Here is an 18872-nt window from a genome sequence, read left to right on the forward strand (position 1 = left end):
ACGCCCCCGCGCCCCCCCCCCCCCCCGGGTGGGTTGGCCGCGGGGGCCCGCCCCCCCCCCCCTGCCCGGCGGGGCCGGGTTTCCTGGGGCTCCGCCCCAGACCCCGCTCCTCAAACGCCGGAGGGGCTGGAATTGGCCCGCGGGCGACCAGACCCCGCCGGCAGAACCCCAGACGGCCTGAAGGGCCGGAAGGGATGGAATCGCCCCGCGGGCGACCGGATCCCGTCGGGCGGGGCCCGAGACGGCCGGAAGGCCCGGCACCCCAAGGGTGCCGGGCCTTCCGATGACGAGCCCGCGGTAGCGACCGGCGGGCCGCAGTCGCTCAGCGGCCGCGGAGCCGCCGGACCAGGATGCTCGCGTCGCCCCGGGACTCCAGGTCCGCCAGGACGACGGCGACCGCCTCGCGGACGATGCGGCCGCGGTCCACAGCCAGCCCGTGCTCCCCGCGGAGCACCAGCCGGGCGTGTTCCAGGTCCATCAGTTCCTCGGCGGATACGTACACCGTGATCTTCTCGTCGTGCCGCTCCCGCCCGCTGGGCCGCCGGTTCGCGCCCCGGCCCTGCCCCTTGCCGCGGCCGGCGCCCGCCGGCCCCGCGGGGCCGGTTCCGCTGACAGAACCTTCCTGCGGCCGCCGCGGTGCGCCCACGACGGGCTCCGTACCGGCCTCAGCCTCCCGGCTGCGGCCCTCCCCCGGCGAGCCGCCCTCCGCCGAAGCGGCCGAGTGTTCGCCCGCCGCGCCCGACGCCTCGTCGGCCCCTCGCCGCGGCGAGGACGACTGGAGGGCCATCCCCCCTGTCGTGCGGAACAGTTCGTCGGCTCCGGGCAGACTCACTCGGCGTGACACCGGGCGAGCACCTCCCTGGCCAGCTGGCGATAGGCGGCGGCGCCGACGGAGTTGGAGGCGTACGTGGTGATCGGCTCGCCGGCCACCGTGGTCTCCGGGAAGCGCACCGTCCGGCCGATGACCGTGTGGTAGACGTGGTCGTCGAAGGCCTCGACCACGCGCGCCAGCACCTCGCGGCTGTGCACCGTACGGGAGTCGTACATCGTGGCGAGGATGCCGTCGAGCTCCAGCTCCGGGTTGAGCCGCTCCTGCACCTTCTCGATGGTCTCGGTCAGCAGCGCCACACCGCGCAGTGCGAAGAACTCGCACTCCAGCGGGACGATGACCTTGTGAGCCGCCGTCAGGGCGTTCACGGTCAGCAGACCGAGCGAGGGCTGACAGTCGATCACGATGTAGTCGTAGTCGGCCATCAGGGGCTTCAGGGCCCGCTGCAGGGTCGACTCGCGCGCGACCTCGCTGACCAACTGCACTTCCGCAGCCGACAGGTCGATGTTGCTCGGCAGCAGGTCCATGTTGGGGACCGCCGTCTTGAGCAGCACCTCGTCGGCCGACATGCCCCGCTCCATGAGCAGGTTGTAGACCGTCAGGTCGAGTTCCATCGGGTTCACGCCGAGGCCCACGGACAACGCGCCCTGCGGGTCGAAGTCGACGAGCAGCACGCGGCGCCCGTACTCGGCGAGCGCGGCACCCAGGTTGATGGTCGACGTGGTCTTGCCCACGCCGCCCTTCTGGTTGCACATCGCGATGATCTTCGCCGGACCGTGGTCGGTCAGCGGACCCGGGATCGGGAAGTACGGGAGCGGGCGTCCGGTCGGGCCGATCCGCTCACGGCGCTGACGGGCAGCGTCGGGGGCGAGGGTGGCCGCGTACTCGGGGTCCGGTTCGTACTCCGCGTCGGGGTCGTAGAAGTGCCCCTCGGGCACCTGGTCGTAGTCGGCGAAACCAATGGGCGTATCGCCACCGTGGTCGCCGGCCGTGGAGTTCACGTCTAGGCCGTCCATGCTCTTTTGGGGCGTCGTCAGGTGCTGGTGGTTTGCGAAGGTGCGTACTGCGACGGAGCCGACAGCCTCGAGCCCGGCAGGGCTCTCGCCCCGCGCGGGCATACCCGCTCGACCACCCCCAGGAGCAAATGTCGACTCATTCACAAGTCGTCTTACCTCCTCGGACGTGACCAGGACACTTATCGATAGGTCAGCGTGGCACCATGCCGACGGTTGGCGACTCTATGGCGTGTCACCGCTCAGCGGCAACACAATCCGTCGGACCCGGCACGATGTGTCGGCAACCGAACACCACTCTGTCAAGGGCGCACGGACTGTCGCCGTGAAGTTTCGCGGGTGTGCGAAAGGGTTAAAGGGTTACGTTCGAGGCGAGTTGAGCGGGGTTCGCAGGTTCCTCGCAAACGCGTCCGGCCGGACCTTGCGGGCAAGGTCCGGCCGGATACGTGAGATTGACGTCAGTCGTTGACGGCTCAGCCGAGCAGCGTGCTCAGCTCGAGGGTCTCGAGGCCGTGGGCCTCGGCGACGGGGCCGTAAACGACCTGCCCGTCATGGGTGTTGAGGCCCAGCGCGAGCGCGGGGTCACGGCGCAGCGCCTCGGCCCAGCCGAGGTTCGCGAGCTGCACGATGTAGGGCAGCGTGGCGTTCGTCAGCGCGTAGGTGGAGGTGTTCGGGACCGCGCCCGGCATGTTGGCGACGCAGTAGAAGACCGAGTTGTGGACCTGGAAGGTCGGCTCGGCGTGGGTGGTCGGACGGGAGTCCTCGAAGCAGCCGCCCTGGTCGATCGCAATGTCGACAAGGACACTTCCGGGCTTCATCTTGGCGACGAGCTCGTTGGTGACCAGCTTGGGGGCCTTCGCACCCGGGATCAGCACCGCGCCGATGACGAGGTCGGCCTCGACGACGGCCTTCTCCAGCTCGTAGGCGTTGGAGACGATCGTCTTGATCTTCGTACCGAAGATCTTGTCGGCCTCGCGGAGCTTGTTGATGTCGCGGTCGAGCAGGGTCACGTGGAAGCCCATGCCGATGGCGATCTGCGCGGCGTTCCAGCCGGAGACGCCGCCGCCGATGACGACGCACTCGCCGGCGTGGGTGCCGGGGACACCGCCGGGGAGCACGCCGCGGCCGCCGGCCGAGCGCATCAGGTGGTAGGCGCCGACCTGCGGGGCCAGGCGGCCCGCGACCTCGGACATCGGGGCGAGCAGCGGGAGCGCGCGGTTGGCGAGCTCGACCGTCTCGTACGCGATGGCGGTGGTGCCGGACTCCAGCAGGGCGTCCGTGCACTCGCGGGAGGCCGCCAGGTGCAGGTAGGTGAAGAGGGTCTGGTCCTTGCGGAGGCGGTGGTACTCCTCCGCGATGGGCTCCTTGACCTTCAGCAGCAGGTCGGCGGTGGCCCAGACCTCGTCGGCGGTGCCGAGGATCTCGGCGCCGGCGGCGACGTACTCGGCGTCGGTGATCGAGGAGCCGACACCGGCGTTCTGCTCGATGAAGACCTGGTGGCCGTTACGGACGAGCTCGTGGACACCGGCGGGGGTGATGGCCACACGGAACTCGTTGTTCTTGACCTCGCGGGGGATGCCGACCTTCATCGTCGATCACGGTCCTTGACTCAGGGGGATTGAACGGGGCACTTCCATACATACCCGCCCACAAGAACGCGCAACGGGATGCACCACGGATGACGTGGTGAACCCAGTTTATTGAAGGATTGTCGCGTGTCTAGCCTTGCAAACAAATAATCTTAGTCGGATCCACTGCGGATTTCGCAGGCTGCGGGGTCGTCGCCCAGCAATCTGTCGGCTGCGGACCGGTGCAGCCTGGCAGCTGCCGGGTCGCCCAGCCTGTCCAGCGTGTCGGCCAGTCGGACCTGCAGAGCGGCCTGAAGCCGCTGGTCCCCGGCACGGCGCGCCAGCTCCACCGCCTCGCGGCAGGTGTGCAGCGATTCCTCCGGCCGGCCGGCGTACTCCTGGACCCGCGCCATCTCGCTCAACGCCTTTGCCTGGCCCGGCACATCGGCCAGCTTCCGGTACCCGGCGGCGGCCGCCCGCCAGCTGCGCAGTGCGTCCCCGTAGCGGCCGGCGTAGGTGTGCACGTTCCCGAGCCGTCCGTACAGCCGCGCCTCGTCCGCCCGCTCCCCCCGCGCGAGGGCCTGGGACAGGGCGCGGCCGAACCAGTCGGAGGCCCGGTGCCAGTCCGCCAGCTCCTGGTAGGCGCCGCCTACGGATTCCATCGCGCGGCCGCTCGCGTACGGGTCGTTCGCCGCCCTTCCCGCGTCCAGGGCGGCCCGGTAGCGCTCCAGGGCCTCCCGGGTCCGGCCGGTCCCGGCGTCCAGGTCGGCCAGGTTCAGCAGGGCGGCGGCCTGCTCCCGGTGCAGGCCGCGGCGCTCGGCCACGTCCAGGACCAGGCGGTGCAGCCCGTACAGCTCGGGGGCGGCCTCGGCGGTCCCGCGGTGCTCCGCGAGGGCCCGTACGAGGCCCGCGACGAGCCGCCGGGCCAGGGTGTCCAGCTCCCCGTCGGCCACCGCGAGGGACGCGGCGGCGGACAGCGCGGGCAGCCGGGTGTCCAGCCAGGTGGCGGCGGCCCGCCGGTCGGGGAAGCGCAGCGCGCGCGGCAGCCCGTCCAGCACCTCCCGCAGCCCGACGTCGTCCCCGGCGTCCCGGGGTTCGGCCATCGCCCGGCACGAGTGCAGCAGCCGTACCGTCCGCTCCAGCATCCGGGCCCGCGCCAGCTGGACCTCCGCCGGGCGCTCCTTGGCCTCCAGCAGGGCCTGGAGCAGCGGTGCGAGGCAGCCGGGCAGGAGGAACAGTCCGTCGTGGGCGGGGCGTACGAGGCCCAGCGCGGCGAAATCGTCCAGCGTGGACTGGGCCGCGGCCACGGAGCATCCGGCGAGGGCGGAGGCGGTGTGCGAGTCGACCATCCCGGCGGGGGCCAGGGGCAGCAGCCGCAGGGTCCGCTGGGCGGGCTGCGGCAGGCTCTCGTAGACGAGCCGGAAGCACCGGGCGAGCGGGCCCCCGGTGCTGGCCGGCATGTCGTGGAGCTGCTTGGCCACGTCGGCGACGGAGCCCTTGGGGTGGGCGGCGAGCCAGCCGCCGACGAGGACCAGCGCGGCGGGCTGGCCCCCGCACTCCTCGGCGAGGGATTCGGCGGCGCGGGGGTCGGCGGTGACACGGGTGTCGCCGATGCGGTGGACGAGCATCCGCACGGCGGAGGGTGTGTCGAGCCCGCCGAGGGTGCAGGGCCGCACGTCGGGGATGCCGGTGAGCGGCCCCTCCGCGGTGACGACGACGAGGCATTCGGGGGTGTCCGGGAGCAGGGCGTCGACCTGGTGCGGGTCGGCGGCGTCGTCGACCAGGATGATCGCGCGCCGGCCGTCGAGCGCGGAGCGCAGGGCCGAGCTGAGCTCGTCCTCGCCGGCGCCGGGGGGAGTGGGCCGGCCCAGTGCCTCCAGCAGGTCCCGTACGGCCCGCTCGGTGGCCACGGTCTCGCCGCCGGGCGCGGTGAGCCGGGTCCGGAGGACCCCGTCGGGGTACTCCTCGGCGACCTCGCGCACGAACGCCTCGGCGAGGGCGGTCCGCCCGGATCCGGGGCGCCCGGCGACGAGCAGCACCCGGGCGCGGGGGGCCTTTGCCTTGCGGCCGGAGAGCGTGTCGAGCCCGGTCCGTGCGATGTCCTCGCGCAGCTCCTTGAGCTCACGCCGCCGCCCGACGAAATCCGCCACGGATCCGCTCCTCTCCCTGCCCCTGCCTTCGGGGATCCCGAGCGTAGTTCACGCAGAGCGACGACTCGTGTGGAGCGCGGCGGTCATATCGCCTGATCGGATCAGCCGATGTTCTTCTTTTCGCGCGTCGGCCCTCTTTCGCCCGTGCGCCGAGTGCCGGTGCCGGTGCCGGTGCCGGGAGCCGTGTGGTGGGCGACCGCGTGCGGGCCGGGCGGGTGCCGCTGCGCGGAGCCGGTCCCCTACCCACCCTTCCCCCGGGGCTCCGCCCCGGACCCCGCGCCTCAAACGCCGGCGGGGCTGGATTTCGGCCGGGCCGCCGGGCCGGTGCGGCTGGATTGCCCGCAGGGCGATTTCAGCCCCGCCGGCGTTTGAGGCGCCGCCGGAGCCAAATCAGCCCGTCCGGCGTTTGAGGACCGGGGGTCGGGGGGCCGGCCCCCGCCAGCGGCGGCGCGCACGGGCACGATCCGGCCCCGGCGGCGATTGAGCCCAGGGGCGCGGGGCTACGCCTCGTACGGGCGGGCCGGCCAAGGGGCGTCGGCGGGGCGGAGGGCGTCGAGGCCGTCCGCGGAGGCGAGCGCGGCCGAGAGCGCCAGGACGCCCGTCACGAGGCCCGGGTTGCCCAGCTCGCCCGCCAGGACGCCCCGGACCAGGTCGGCGAGGGGGACCCAGGTCACCACCATGTCGGCCTCCTCGGAGCCGGTCTCCGCGTACCGCTCCCCCTCCGCCTCGGAGACGTCCCGCGCCAGGAAGATGCGGATGGCCTCGTCGGAGCCGCCCGGGGAGGCGTAGAAGTCGGCGAGCACCCGCCAGTCCTCCGCCTTCACGTGGGCCTCCTCGTACAGCTCGCGCTGCGCCCCGTGCAGCGGGTTCTCCCCCTGTACGTCGAGCAGCCCGGCCGGCAGCTCCCACAGCCGCCGCCGCACCGGGTGCCGGTACTGGCTCAGCACCAGGACCCGCCCGTCCCCGTCGAGGGCCAGCACGCAGACCGATCCGGGGTGCACCTGGTAGTCGCGGCGGGCCACGGATCCGTCCGGCATCCGCACTTCGTCGGAGTCGACGGCCGTCTTGGCGCCCTGGAAAGGCCGCTGCGTCGACACCGTCTCCCAGGATTCCGCCGTGTCCTTGATGTTCATTCCCCGAAGCCCTCCACAAAGCGCGACAGCCGGGGTACGGAAGATCCGTACCCCGGCTGTCTACGTTATGCGGTCGGCAGACTCACTTCGCCGACTGCTGGCGCTCCACGGCCGCCTTGACCAGGCCCGCGAACAGCGGGTGCGGGCGGGTCGGGCGCGAGCGCAGCTCCGGGTGGGCCTGGGTGGCCACCAGGTAGGGGTGCACCTCGCGCGGGTACTCGACGTACTCGACGAGCTTGTTGTCCGGGGAGGTGCCGGAGAAGACGATGCCCGCCTTCTTCTCCAGCTCGCCGCGGTAGGCGTTGTTCACCTCGTAGCGGTGGCGGTGGCGCTCGTCCACGTACGCCTGGTCGCCGTAGACCTCGCGCACGATCGAGCCCTCGGCGAGCTTCGCCGGGTACATGCCCAGGCGCATCGTGCCGCCCAGGTCGCCCGCGCCCTCGACGAAGGCCAGCTGCTCCTCCATGGTGGAGATGACCGGGTTGGCGGTGGAGGGGTCGAACTCGGTGGAGTTCGCGTCCTCGATGCCCGCCAGGTTCCGCGCCGCCTCGATGACCACGCACTGGAGGCCCAGGCACAGGCCGAGCAGCGGGATCTTGTTCTCGCGGGCGTAGGTGATCGCGCCGACCTTGCCGTTGACACCGCGGTCGCCGAAGCCGCCGGGCACGCAGATCGCGTCCACGTCGGCCAGCTGCGCCGCCGCGCCCGCCGGGGTCTTGCAGTCGTCGGAGGTGACCCACTTGATCTGGACGCGGGCCTTGTTGGCGAAGCCGCCGGCGCGCAGCGCCTCGGTCACCGACAGGTAGGCGTCGGGCAGGTCGATGTACTTGCCGACGAGCGCGACCTTCACCTCGTGGTCGGGGTTGTGGACCCGGTCCAGGAGGTCCTCCCACACCGTCCAGTCGACGTCGCGGAAGGGCAGGTCGAGCTTGCGCACGACGTACGCGTCGAGGCCCTCGGTGTGCAGGACCTTCGGGATGTCGTAGATCGACTTGGCGTCGATGGCCGCGACCACGGCCGCCTCGTCCACGTCGCACATCAGCGAGATCTTGCGCTTGATGCTGGTCGGGACGTCGCGGTCGGCGCGCAGCACGATGGCATCGGGCTGGATGCCGATGTTGCGCAGGGCCGCGACCGAGTGCTGGGTCGGCTTGGTCTTCAGCTCGCCGGAGGGGCCGATGTAGGGCAGCAGCGAGATGTGCACGACGAAGACGTTGTCGCGGCCGACCTCGTGGCGGACCTGGCGGACGGTCTCCAGGAACGGCAGCGACTCGATGTCGCCGACGGTGCCGCCGACCTCGGTGATGACGACGTCGACGTCCTCGGTCGCCATGCGGCGGATGCGGTGCTTGATCTCGTTGGTGATGTGCGGGATGACCTGCACGGTGTCACCGAGGTACTCGCCGCGGCGCTCCTTGGCGATGACCGTGTTGTAGACCTGGCCGGTGGTGACGTTGGCCGAGCCGTCCAGGTCGACGTCGAGGAAGCGCTCGTAGTGGCCGATGTCCAGGTCGGTCTCGGCGCCGTCGTTGGTGACGAACACCTCGCCGTGCTGGAACGGGTTCATCGTGCCCGGGTCGACGTTCAGGTACGGGTCGAGCTTCTGCATCGTGACCCGAAGACCCCGCGCCTTGAGCAGCGCACCCAGGCTGGAGGCCGTGAGGCCCTTGCCGAGGGAGGAAGCGACACCCCCGGTGACGAAGATGTGCTTGGTCGTCAGAGATTTGGGCGGCATCGCCAAGAGGGGGCTCCCGTGGTCGCGAAGTGAAGTGCGTCCGGCGCCGGCCACCGTCGATCCGGAAGGGTCTCAGGGGGCGCCGAAGCTGCGGTTTCGGGGCTCCTGATTCGCACAGGCAGACCACCGGTCCACGGGGTACCAGCCTATCAGCGCCGTGGGCGGTCCGCCTCCGGCCACGCGGTCCGGACGCTTCCCGGGAAGACGCCGGGGAACATATCCGCAGCTCACCCGTTTGGCCGAGCGCCATTCTTCGGCCGCTTAAGGGGATCACTAGGGTGCCGTCATATCCTGCTCGGATATCGCACAACATCGCCGCCGAGCAGTCCGTCAGACGGCCTAACCGAGCCGCTATGCGGAATCATGGGCTCAACGCGGGGATCCCTGCACACAGGAGACCGCGCAACCGCGCAATGCAAGCGCCCTTCGGGGCGGACGTGGCCGTTCGACTGGAGATGCAACGTGTCCGGGCGCATCGAGGATTACGCACTGATCGGGGACATGCAGACCGCGGCGCTGGTCTGCCGGGACGGGGCAGTGGATTGGCTGTGCCTGCCACGTTTCGACTCCCACGCCGTGTTCGCGAGCATTCTCGGCACCGAGGATCACGGCTTCTGGCGGATCGGCCCGGCCGTGCCGGCCGGAGCCGAGGCCCCGCGGGCCACGCGCCGCCGCTACCGCGGTGAGTCGCTCGTCCTGGAGTCGGAGTGGGACACGCCGCGCGGCACGGTCCGGGTGACCGACTTCATGCCGCCCCGCGAGGACCACGCGCCCCAGCTGATCCGGATCGTCGAGGGGGTCACCGGGCGCGTCCCGATGCGCTCCGCGCTGCGCATGCGTTTCAGCTACGGGCGGGTCGTGCCGTGGGTGCACAAGGTCGACGGGCGCACCGTGGCCGTCGCCGGCCCCGACTCGGTCTGGCTGGACACCGACACCCAGACGTACGGCAAGGACCTGACCACGTACTCCGACTTCACGGTCCGGCCCGGCGAGCGGATGGCGTTCAGCATCAGCTGGCAGCCCTCGCACAAGGGCGCGCCCGAGCTGCCGGACGCCGAGGCGGCGCTGGAGTCGACCGCCGAGTTCTGGCGCGACTGGGTCGACCAGTGCACGTACCACGGGCCCTACCGGGAGGCGGTGGTCCGCTCCCTGATCACCCTCAAGGCCCTCACGTACGGCCCCACGGGCGGCATCGTGGCCGCGCCGACCACCTCCCTGCCGGAGGAGATCGGCGGCGTCCGCAACTGGGACTACCGCTACACCTGGCTGCGCGACGCGGCCATCACCCTCTCCTCGCTGCTGCGCACCGGCTACCGCGAGGAGGCCCGCGCCTGGCGCGAGTGGCTGCTGCGCGCGGTCGCCGGGGACCCGGAGAACCTGCAGATCATGTACGGGATCGCGGGCGAGCGGGAGCTCGGCGAGACCGAACTGGACTGGCTGCCGGGCTACGAGAACTCCCGCCCGGTCCGCGTCGGCAACGGCGCCGCCGGGCAGCTCCAGCTCGACGTGTACGGCGAGGTCACCGAGGCCCTGCACCTGGGCCACATGACCGGCCTGGCCCGCAGCGACTACGCCTCGCTGCTCCAGCTGAAGCTGATCCGCTACCTGGAGACCCACTGGGACCAGCCGGACGAGGGCATCTGGGAGGTGCGGGGCCCGCGCCGCCACTTCGTGCACTCGAAGGTGATGGCCTGGGTGGCGGTGGACCGCACGATCAAGCTGATCGAGAGCGGGGACGCGGACGGACCGCTGGAGCGCTGGCGCGAGCTGCGCGACGAGATCCACCAGGACGTCTGCGAGAAGGGCTACGACAAGGAGCGCAACACCTTCACCCAGTCGTACGGCTCGCAGGAGCTGGACGCCTCGCTGCTGCTGATTCCGCAGATGGGCTTCCTGCCGCCGGACGACAAGCGGGTCATCGGGACCATCGAGGCGATCCAGCGCGAGCTGTCCACGCCCGACGGCTTCATCCTGCGCTATCCGACTGCGGGCGAGGAGGCCGGCGTGGACGGCCTGGAGGGCGACGAAGGGGCCTTCCTGGCCTGTTCGTTCTGGATGGCCGACGACCTGGCGATGATCGGACGGGTGGACGAGGCGCGGCGGCTCTTCGAGAAGCTGCTGTCGCTCCGCAACGACCTGGGCCTGCTGGCCGAGGAGTGGGACCCGCGGCTCCAGCGGCAGGTCGGGAACTTCCCGCAGGCCTTCAGCCACGTTCCGCTGATCGACACCGCACTGCGGCTGACGGCGAGCGGGGCGTACGGGGGCTAGTCCGCCGGATCACGCCGGCCCGGGCTGCGCCGCGCCCGGGCCATCCGGCTTCTCGCCGCGCCGGGATGATCGCCCCCGCCTACGCTGGAGAGGTCCCATGCCCGCCCTCCCGCGGTAAGGAAGGGGGCAGCGATGGCTCCCCTCTCGAAGGCGGGCGCGGCCCTGGCCGCGCTCCGCGAGGACCTCTCCGGCGACGTGTTCACCCAGGACGATCCGGGGTACGACGAGGCCCGTACGGTCTTCAACGCGATGATCGACCGCAGGCCCGCCGTGATCGCCCAGTGCGAGAGCGCGGCGGACGTCGTGACGGCCGTGCGGTTCGCCAGGGACCTGGACCTGAAGATCGCGGTGCGCGGCGGCGGGCACAGCGTGGCCGGCATGGCGCTGAACGACGGCGGGCTGGTCGTGGACCTGCGCCGGATGCACGAGGTGACGGTCCATCCGGCGGCGCGGGCGGCGCACATCGGCGGCGGGGCCACGATGAGCCACCTGGACCGGGCCTGCGAGCCGTTCGGGCTGGCGACCACGGGCGGCCGGGTCTCCACCACGGGCGTCGGCGGCTTCGTCCTGGGCGGCGGCACCGGCTGGCTGGACCGGAAGTTCGGTCTGGCGGCGGACAACCTGCTGGGCGCGGAGCTGGTCACCGCCGACGGCGAGCTGGTCCACGCGACCGCGGAGGACCACCCGGAGCTGTTCTGGGGGCTGCACGGCGGCGGCGGGAACTTCGGCATCGCGACCTCGCTGACGCTGCGGCTCCACGAGCTGCCGCACATGTCGATCGCGTTCCTGCTGTACCTGCCGGAGCGCGGGCCCGAGGTGGTCCGTACGTTCCGGGACCTCATCGAGGCCGGGCCGTCCGACGTGGGCGGCGGGGTCATCTACCTGACCGGCCCGCCGGAGGAGTTCGTGCCGCCGCACCTGGTGGGGCTGCTGCTGTGCGGAACGCTGGTGACGTACACGGGCCCCGTGGACGGGCTGCGCGAGCTGGCCGCGCCGCTGCTGGAGATCCCGCACGAGGTGGAGATGGTCATGGACATCCCCTACGCCGAGCTGCAGTGCATGCTCGACGACCCGCCGGGGATGCGGAACTACTGGTCGGCGGAGTACCTCACGGGGGTGCCCGACGAGTTCGTGGACGTCTTCTGCGCCCGCGCCGATTCGATGCCGGTGCCGACGGGCACCCAGCACGTGGTCTGGCCCCAGGGAGGTGCGATCGCGTCGGGGGCCGGCGACTACCCGCTGCCCTTCCGCGACGCGCCCTGGGCGGTGCACCCGTTCGGGGTCTGGGAGGACGCGGCCGACGACGAGCGGTGCCGGCAGTGGGTCAGGGACGTCCGCGCCGATGCCCAGCCGTGGAGCACCGGCGCGGTCTACCTCAACTTCACGGGCGACGAGGGCCCGGACCGGGTGGTCGCGGGCCTCGGCGAGAAGAACCTGGCGCGGCTGGAGGCGTTGAAGCGGCAGTACGACCCGGACAACGTCTTCCGCTTCAACCACAACATCCGGCCGGCCTGAGGCCCGGCCCGAGGGTCAGCTCAGGGCGGCGATCACCTCCCGCGCCGCCCGTTCGCCCTCGGTGGCGCCGCCTTCCATGAAGCCCTGGAAGTCGTAGCTGCAGTGCTCGCCGCCGATGTGGATGTTGCCCTGGGCGGTGCCCTCGTACTTGGCGTAGCGGTGCAGGTAGCCGGTGGGCCAGTACGAGTACGCGCCGAGCGAGTACGGGTTGCGGTGCCAGGCGGAGAGCTGGGCCTTCCCGGTCCACACGGCCTTGGTGCCCGGGTAGAAGGCGTCGATGCCGGTCAGCATGCGGCCGGCGAGGGCGCGTACGTAGGGGTCGGACTCGGTGGCGAAGGGGGTCGCGGGGGTCAGCGACCCGGCGAGGGTGCCGCCGCCGTACTGGAGGAGGATGCCGCCGGTGCCGGGCTGCACCTTGGTGGTGTCCCAGGTCTGCTGGACCTCGGAGTCGGTGAAGCAGTCACCCGCGGAGACCCCGGGCCAGGGGCCGGTGCCGCGCCACGGGCGGGCGGTGAACTGCATGTTGAGCTTGGTGCAGTAGCCCATCCGGGCGTCGCGCAGGAGGTTGCGCATGAGCGGGTCGAAGCCGGCCTGCGAGGTGTCGATGCGCTGGAGGATCGGCAGCGGCACGCACAGGACGGTGTGGTCGGCGACGGCGGTGCGCACGGCTCCGGAGTCGTTGAAGGTGAGCGTCTGGGTGCCGTCGGCGTTGGCCCGTACGGCGACGAGCTCGCGGCCCATCACGATCGAGCCGGCGGGCAGGGCGGCGGCGATGGCGTTCGGCAGCCGGTCGTTGCCGCCGGTGATGTGGTACCGCTCGTTGGAAAGGCCCCAGACGTTGAAGTTGCCCGGGTTGGGCTGGTAGCCCATCAGCAGGACGAGGGCGAGGGCGGACTGGGCGGTGGTGTCGGCGCCGTACTCGACGTTGTAGGCCACGTCGATGAAGCGGCCGAGCTGTGAGCCGTGGCCGCCGGGGACACGGGTCTCGATCCACTCGTACAGGGTCATGTTGTCGAGGGCGGTGCCGGCGGCGGTGGTGGTGTTCCAGGAGACCTCGCCGGCCTCCGAGAGGTCCCGGTGCAGGGCCTGGTAGACGGCCTTGAAGTCCTCGTCGGCCTGGGTGCGGGAGTAGTACTCGCCGTTGAACCAGAGGACTTCCTCGGCCCCGTTGGGGCCGCCGCCGAGGAAGTCCTCGGTGGGCAGGTTGAAGCGGCGGCAGAGCTCCAGGATCTTCTTGTGGCTGGTGTCGATCAGCTCGCCGCCGATCTCGGAGGTCTGTCCGTACGCCCAATGGCCGCGCTGGGTCCACATCCGGCCGCCGACGCGGCTCGGGTTGGCCTCGTACAGGGTGCAGGCGACGCCCGCGTCCTTGAGGGTGAGGGCGGCGGTCAGGCCGGAGATGCCGGCGCCGATGACGGCGACGCGGGCCGGGGCGACGGGCTTCTTGTCGGGGGTGGAGGTGGCGGTGTCCGCGGCGTGGGCGGCTCCGGCGGCGGAGCCGGCGAGGGCGGCTCCGAGGCCGAGGGCGGCGGCCCGGCCGAGGAGTTCGCGGCGGGTGGCTCCGCGGACCTCGGCGGCGGGCATGCCGAGGCGCGCGGCCGTGGCGTGCTCGGCGGCAAGGCGGCGCAGGGCGTGCATGAGGGGCGTACGGGCCATGGCGGTGGCTCCTCAGACGTTCGCGGAGGTGGAGTCGGACGGGGCGGCGCCCTGTCCGGGCAGGACGGTCAGGTTCGGCTGGGCATCGGCGTCGGCGGGCCGCTCGGCGGCGTCCTCGAGGACGATCCGGCCGATGATCTCGTAGCGCGCGGGGGCCTTCGCCCTGAGCCAGAGGCCGAGGCCGAGGCCGCCGAGGAAGACGGCGCCGACGATCCACGGGATCAGCTTGAAGAAGACCGATCCGGCGGCGGTGCCGGCCGCGGTCTCCATGTTGAGGACGAGCAGCACCACGACGGCGGTCATTCCGATGCCGCCGAGGAGCGGGGCGGTGAAGGTCTTGAACCAGTGCCGGTCCTCGGGGTGGTTCTTGCGGAAGTAGCCGATGACGGCGAAGGAGCACAGCGTCTGGACGATCAGGATCGCCATCGTGCCGAGGATCGCGAGCAGCGTGTAGAGGTGCAGGTACGGGTCCTGGCCGGTGAGCCAGAAGCCGGCGACGAGCGCGGTGGCGATGGCGGTCTGCACGACCGAGGCGATGTACGGGGAGCCGTGCCTGGGGTGGGTGTGGCCGAGCTTCGGCGACAGGAAGCCCTCGCGGCCGATGGCGTAGAGGTAGCGGGCGGCGCACTGGTGGAAGGCCATGCCGCAGGCGAAGGAGCCGGTGAGCAGCAGCCACTGGAAGGCGTCGACGGCCCAGGCGCCGATGAAGGTCTGGGTGGGCGCGAAGAAGAGGTCGAGGGGGCTGGCGGAGGCGGACAGCTCCACCGACTTGGCCAGGCCGTTGCCCGCGATGGTCATCCAGGAGACGTAGATGTAGAAGAGGCCGACGCCGACGACGGAGATCAGGGTGGCCTTGGGGATGACCCGCTTCGGGTCGCGGGACTCCTCGCCGTACATGGCGGTGGACTCGAAGCCGACCCAGGACCAGAAGGCGAAGAAGAGGCCGAGGCCGGCGGAGGTGCCGGTGAAGGCGTTCTTCGGGTTGACGGGTTCGAGCGGGATGCCTTCCGGCCCGCCGCCCGCGATCAGTACGGCGGTGGCGACGGCGAAGAGCACGGCGATCTCGGCGATCAGCATCACGCCGAGGGCCTTGGCGGTGAGGTTGATGTCGAAGTGCGCGAGGGCGGCGGTGACGGCCAGCATGGCGGCCGCGTAGACGACCCAGGGCAGGTCGACGCCCAGCTGGTCGTGGACGGTGGTCTTCGTGAAGTAGGAGAAGACGCCGACGATCGAGGCCTCGAAGACGATGTAGGCGAGGACGGCGAGCATGCCGGAGGCCATGCCGGCGATCCGGCCGAGGCCGTGGGAGATGTATCCGTAGAAGGCTCCTGCGGCGGTGATCCGCTTGGCCATGGCCACGTAGCCGACCGCGAAGACGGTGAGGACGAGGGTGGCGAAGAGGTATCCGGCCGGGGCTCCGGTGCCGTTGCCGAAGCCGACGGCGATGGGGAGGTTGCCCGTCATGGCCGTGATCGGGGCGGCGGTGGCGACGGCCATGAAGACGACCCCTACGAGGCCGACCGAGTTTGCCTTGAGTCGCTGCACCTGCGGAGCGGCGGGTGTCTGGGATGACCCGCTGGTCGTACCTGTACTCATGGCGCCCTCTTCTTTGTCGGGAGGCTGTCGGGAGGCCGCCACTCTCTACCTGCGTGACGCAGACCACAATCGGCACGCGGTCCGATAATCTCCTTGCAGAGAAGACGAGTTGTCGGTCCGGAAGAGGGGCAGATCGGGCTTTGTAACCGGTAGGTGATGTCCCCGGAACATGCAGCCCGGTAGCGTCCGCGATATGGACGACCAGGGCGGAATCACAGTTCAGCGGGCACTTGAGCTGCCGGGGCTGCGCAGCGGGCTGCCGGAGGTGGTCGCCTGCGCCGACCGCCTGGGGCGCACCGTCCGCTGGGTGCACGCGGGCGAGGTGCCGAACATCGCCTCCCTCCTCAAGGGCGGCGAGCTGCTGCTGACGACGGGTCTCGGCCTCGGCACCCGGCCGGCCGAGCAGCGGGCCTTCGTACGCCGCCTCGCCGACCGGGGCATCGCCGCACTGGTGGTCGAGCTGGGCCCGCGGTTCACCCGGCTCCCGGCGACCATCGTGGAAACGGCCCGCACCGCCGGCCTGCCGCTCGTCCAGCTCCACCGGGAAGTCCCGTTCGTGGCGGTGACGGAGGAGGTCCACACCGAGATCGTCAACCACCACTACGCCCTCCTCCAGCGCGCCGAGGAGGTCCACCGGCGGTGTACCGAGGCCCTGTTGGGCGGCGGGGGCATCCCGCAGGTGCTGCGGATCCTGGCCGGCTTCACGGGCAACCCGGTCTTCCTCGAGACCCCCGACGGCTCGCTGCTGTACGCGGCCGGCAGCGGGGCGGCGGACACCGGCGCGGACCCGCTCCAGGTGTGGGAGGGGCTGCGGGGCCAGCGCGAGGCCGAGCCGGCCGGGAACACGGTGGTGATCGACGTACCGGGCGGCGGTCACGGCACGGGCTCGGTACGGGCCCGGGTGGTCCTGGTCGGGGTCACGACCCCGCTGCAGCCGGTGCACCGGATGGCGGCGGAGCGCACGGCGGGGGTCCTGGCCGTGGTCCTCATGCAGGCGCGGCAGGAGGAGGAGCTGGCGGCGCGCGGCCGGGGCGACTTCCTGACGGACCTCGCGGAGGGCCGGATCAGCGCGGACGACGCCCCGTCGCAGGCGCGCGTCCTCGGCTTCAAGCCGGGCGCGGGCCCGCTGCTCCCGGTCGTGATGCGGCTGGGCTCGGACCTCGGCCCGTCCGGCAACTGGGCGGTGCTGGCGCGCGCGGTCCTGGAGGAGCTGGCCTCGGTCGGGGTCCCGGTGCTGCTGGGCGTCCGCCCGGTGGAGGGCCGGGTGCCGCTGCTCGTCTCCCTGCGCTCCGAAACGGAGCGCACGGCGGTCGCGGACCGGGTCGCGGCCGCGCTGCGGGCGGGTGTGGAGCGGGCCGGGCTGGAGCGGGCGGTCGCCCCGCCGGCCGTGGTCGTGGGCGTCGCGGGCGGCTGGGCGGCGGCCTCGGCGGGGCTGCGGCACGCGGCGGAGACCGCCACCGCTGCGCACGGCCTGCCGGCCCGGCCCTGGTACGACGCCCGCCGCCTGGACATCGACCTGCTGCTGTGGCGGCTGCGCGAGCACCCCGACCTGGCGGCCTTCGTGGAGCGCGCGATCGGCCCGCTGCGCACCCACGACACCACGTCCCGGCCCCCTCTCCTCCCCACGCTGGAGACGTACCTGGCCCACGCGGGCCGCAAGGCGGAGACGGCCCGCGAGCTCCACCTGAACCGGCAGACCCTCTACAACCGCCTGGCCCGCATCTCGGAGCTCCTGGGCACGGACCTGGACGACCCGGAGACGGTGCTCTCCCTCAGCCTGGCCCTCCGCGCCCGCCGCCACACGCCTTCCTGACGCGCCACTCGCACGCCTCGGCCCTGGTGGGCCTCCACGGCTTCGCGCCGCTGCGCCGGACTCCGTCCGCCGATGCTCGGCCGGGGCCGTGGCCGGGCTGGGACCGGGTGTCCGCCTGCGGGCGCCTGCCGCTGCGCGGAGCGGTCCCCTACCCGCCCTTCCCCCGTTCCCCGGGGCTCCGCCCCGGGACCCCTGTACGGCGCTACCGCGCCCGCGCCTCAAACGCCGGCGGGGCTGGAGAATCCAGCCCGTCCGCCCCCGCAACGGCGCCGCACATGACAGTGCGGCTCGGCCGAATCCAGCCCCGCCGGACACCCCCTAGCGGCGGCTGCGTTCCATCAGTTCGTCGTAGACCGACAGGACCTGCGCCACCGTGTCGTCCTCCGACGGCCAGGAGCCGGCCTGCGCCAGCCCGGCGGCGGCCAGCACGGCCCGGCGGTCCGGGTCCGTCAGCAGGCCGGTCACGGCCGAGGCGAGCGCGCCCGCGTCCCCCGGCGGGACCAGCACGGCCCCCTCCCCCACCAGCTCCGGCACTCCCCCCACGGCCGTGGCGACCAGCGCCACCCCGGCCCGCAGCGCCGCCTGCGCCAGCGGGGCCCGCGCCTCCCACCGGCTCGGCAGTACCGCCACGTCCGCCGCCGCCAGCAGCCGCGCCGCGTCCCGGCGCCGCCCCAGCAGCCGCACCGGCAGGGCCTCCGCCTCGATCCGCCGGGAGAGTTCGGCCCGCAGCGGCCCCTCCCCCGCGATCACCAGCAGCGGTGCCGGGTCCAGCGTCCGCCACTCCCGCGCCGCGTCGAGCAGTACGGAGTACCCCCGGTGCGGCACCAGGCTGCCGACCGCGATCAGCAACGGCCGCTCCACCGCGCCCAGTTCCGCCCGTACCTTGCCCGGCTCCGATACCGCGGCGGCGGCCGACACCGCCACCGCCACCGGCGACAGCCTCGCGTCCCGCGCTCCCCGCAGCCGCGCCAGGTCCACCTGATCGGAGGACGGGCCCAGCACCACCGCCGCGGCCCGGGCCACGTGCCGTTCCAGCATCCTGCTCAGCCGCCCGAGCGCCCCGTCGGCCGCCGGGCCGTCGCCGTGCCAGCTCACCACCAGCGGCACCCGCCGCCCCCGCAGGGCCAGCAGGGCGCGCGCGCCGGCCCGTACGCCGTGCGCGTGCACCACGTCCGCCCCGGCGCACGCCGCCCGCAGCACGCTCACCGCGTCGGGCGCGAAGTCCGCGCCCGCGCCGGTGAAGTCGTACTCCCCCTCCGCCCGCACGGGCGCGCACACCGTGACCCCGACACCGCGCGCGGCGAGGCCCGTCGCGAGGGACCGTACGTGCGCGCAGCTGCCCGCACCGGCGGCGCCGCCGAGTACCTGGACGGTACGGAGCGGCGGCCGCCCGTAGGGCTGTGCCGGGGCGGCAGGGGAGACCGGGGAGCTGCTCACGGGTCGAGGCTCCAGGATGAGGGGAGGAGTCAGAGACGTGGCCAAGAATGCCAGTCCGCACGCGCGTTCCGGGACCATACGGGTGCGGATCCCGTACGAGATACCGCCGGACACCCCCGAGCCTCACCCACACGGGCGAGCCCGCAGTCACCCCGGCGC

At 72.5% G+C, this 18872-nt stretch carries 12 protein-coding genes; 3 read left to right on the forward strand and 9 right to left on the reverse strand.

The features are described from left to right. Positions 1-322: 322 nt before the first annotated feature. From ACIGFK_RS41140 to ACIGFK_RS41165, 6 genes are all read right to left on the reverse strand, one after another. Entirely contained in the window at positions 323-844 is a 522-nt protein-coding gene (locus ACIGFK_RS41140) for a hypothetical protein (protein WP_376662178.1), read from the reverse strand. Beyond that, positions 829-1947 (reverse strand): ParA family protein, encoded by a 1119-nt coding sequence (locus ACIGFK_RS41145; protein ID WP_376662179.1) that lies wholly within the window; start codon positions 1945-1947, stop codon positions 829-831. Before ACIGFK_RS41145 ends, ACIGFK_RS41140 begins: the two co-directional genes overlap by 16 nt. Positions 1948-2315: 368 nt before the next feature. Beyond that, positions 2316-3431, reverse strand: coding sequence for an alanine dehydrogenase (gene ald, locus ACIGFK_RS41150; protein ID WP_376662180.1), 1116 nt, complete (start codon positions 3429-3431; stop codon positions 2316-2318). Between the two features lie 152 nt (positions 3432-3583). Further along, the gene (locus ACIGFK_RS41155) at positions 3584-5560 is read right to left on the reverse strand and encodes a tetratricopeptide repeat protein (protein ID WP_386472843.1); all 1977 of its coding nucleotides are present in this window, start codon (positions 5558-5560) and stop codon (positions 3584-3586) included. 500 nt (positions 5561-6060) lie between these two features. Then, positions 6061-6693 carry an NUDIX domain-containing protein gene (locus ACIGFK_RS41160; RefSeq protein ID WP_376659940.1) on the reverse strand — a complete coding sequence of 211 codons (633 nt, stop codon included), beginning with the start codon at positions 6691-6693 and terminating at the stop codon, positions 6061-6063. Positions 6694-6775: 82 nt separating this feature from the next. Continuing rightward, complete coding sequence (locus ACIGFK_RS41165) at positions 6776-8428, reverse strand: CTP synthase (RefSeq protein WP_376659939.1); 1653 nt, start codon at positions 8426-8428, stop codon at positions 6776-6778. Positions 8429-8929: 501 nt separating this feature from the next. Between ACIGFK_RS41165 and ACIGFK_RS41170 the strand changes: the two genes are divergently transcribed. Together ACIGFK_RS41170 and ACIGFK_RS41175 are read left to right on the forward strand one after the other, a co-directional pair. Next, positions 8930-10696, forward strand: coding sequence for a glycoside hydrolase family 15 protein (locus ACIGFK_RS41170; protein ID WP_386472851.1), 1767 nt, complete (start codon positions 8930-8932; stop codon positions 10694-10696). 132 nt (positions 10697-10828) lie between these two features. After that, positions 10829-12211, forward strand: coding sequence for an FAD-binding oxidoreductase (locus ACIGFK_RS41175; protein ID WP_376659938.1), 1383 nt, complete (start codon positions 10829-10831; stop codon positions 12209-12211). A 15-nt stretch (positions 12212-12226) separates the two neighbouring features. Here the strand turns inward: ACIGFK_RS41175 and ACIGFK_RS41180 are convergent, their stop codons facing one another. Together ACIGFK_RS41180 and ACIGFK_RS41185 are read right to left on the reverse strand one after the other, a co-directional pair. After that, the gene (locus ACIGFK_RS41180) at positions 12227-13867 is read right to left on the reverse strand and encodes a flavin monoamine oxidase family protein (protein ID WP_376659937.1); all 1641 of its coding nucleotides are present in this window, start codon (positions 13865-13867) and stop codon (positions 12227-12229) included. A gap of 12 nt (positions 13868-13879) precedes the next feature. Continuing rightward, a complete protein-coding gene (locus ACIGFK_RS41185) occupies positions 13880-15463 on the reverse strand; it encodes an APC family permease (RefSeq protein WP_376659936.1) in 1584 nt (527 codons plus the stop codon). A 193-nt stretch (positions 15464-15656) separates the two neighbouring features. Between ACIGFK_RS41185 and ACIGFK_RS41190 the strand changes: the two genes are divergently transcribed. Next, positions 15657-17276: a PucR family transcriptional regulator gene (locus tag ACIGFK_RS41190; protein WP_376659935.1), complete on the forward strand. Its 1620-nt coding sequence runs from the start codon at positions 15657-15659 to the stop codon at positions 17274-17276. Between the two features lie 318 nt (positions 17277-17594). On the opposite strand, the gene ACIGFK_RS41195 is transcribed toward ACIGFK_RS41190, so the two are convergent. Then, positions 17595-18713 (reverse strand): glycosyltransferase family 4 protein, encoded by a 1119-nt coding sequence (locus tag ACIGFK_RS41195; protein WP_376659934.1) that lies wholly within the window; start codon positions 18711-18713, stop codon positions 17595-17597. Positions 18714-18872: the final 159 nt, after the last annotated feature.

The sequence above is a fragment of the Streptomyces sp. NPDC085524 genome (genome assembly GCF_044541755.1).
Classification (GTDB): Bacteria; Actinomycetota; Actinomycetes; order Streptomycetales; family Streptomycetaceae; genus Streptomyces.

Excerpts from the sequence above, each read along its gene's own strand:
- ACIGFK_RS41145 (WP_376662179.1), bottom strand. The coding sequence starts at position 1,947 with ATGCCCGCGCGGGGCGAGAGCCCTGCCGGGCTCGAGGCTGTCGGCTCC.
- ald (WP_376662180.1), bottom strand. The coding sequence starts at position 3,431 with ATGAAGGTCGGCATCCCCCGCGAGGTCAAGAACAACGAGTTCCGTGTG.
- ACIGFK_RS41160 (WP_376659940.1), bottom strand. The coding sequence starts at position 6,693 with ATGAACATCAAGGACACGGCGGAATCCTGGGAGACGGTGTCGACGCAG.
- ACIGFK_RS41165 (WP_376659939.1), bottom strand. The coding sequence starts at position 8,428 with ATGCCGCCCAAATCTCTGACGACCAAGCACATCTTCGTCACCGGGGGT.
- ACIGFK_RS41170 (WP_386472851.1), top strand. The coding sequence starts at position 8,930 with ATGCAGACCGCGGCGCTGGTCTGCCGGGACGGGGCAGTGGATTGGCTG.
- ACIGFK_RS41175 (WP_376659938.1), top strand. The coding sequence starts at position 10,829 with ATGGCTCCCCTCTCGAAGGCGGGCGCGGCCCTGGCCGCGCTCCGCGAG.
- ACIGFK_RS41180 (WP_376659937.1), bottom strand. The coding sequence starts at position 13,867 with ATGGCCCGTACGCCCCTCATGCACGCCCTGCGCCGCCTTGCCGCCGAG.
- ACIGFK_RS41185 (WP_376659936.1), bottom strand. The coding sequence starts at position 15,463 with ATGAGTACAGGTACGACCAGCGGGTCATCCCAGACACCCGCCGCTCCG.
- ACIGFK_RS41190 (WP_376659935.1), top strand. The coding sequence starts at position 15,657 with ATGGACGACCAGGGCGGAATCACAGTTCAGCGGGCACTTGAGCTGCCG.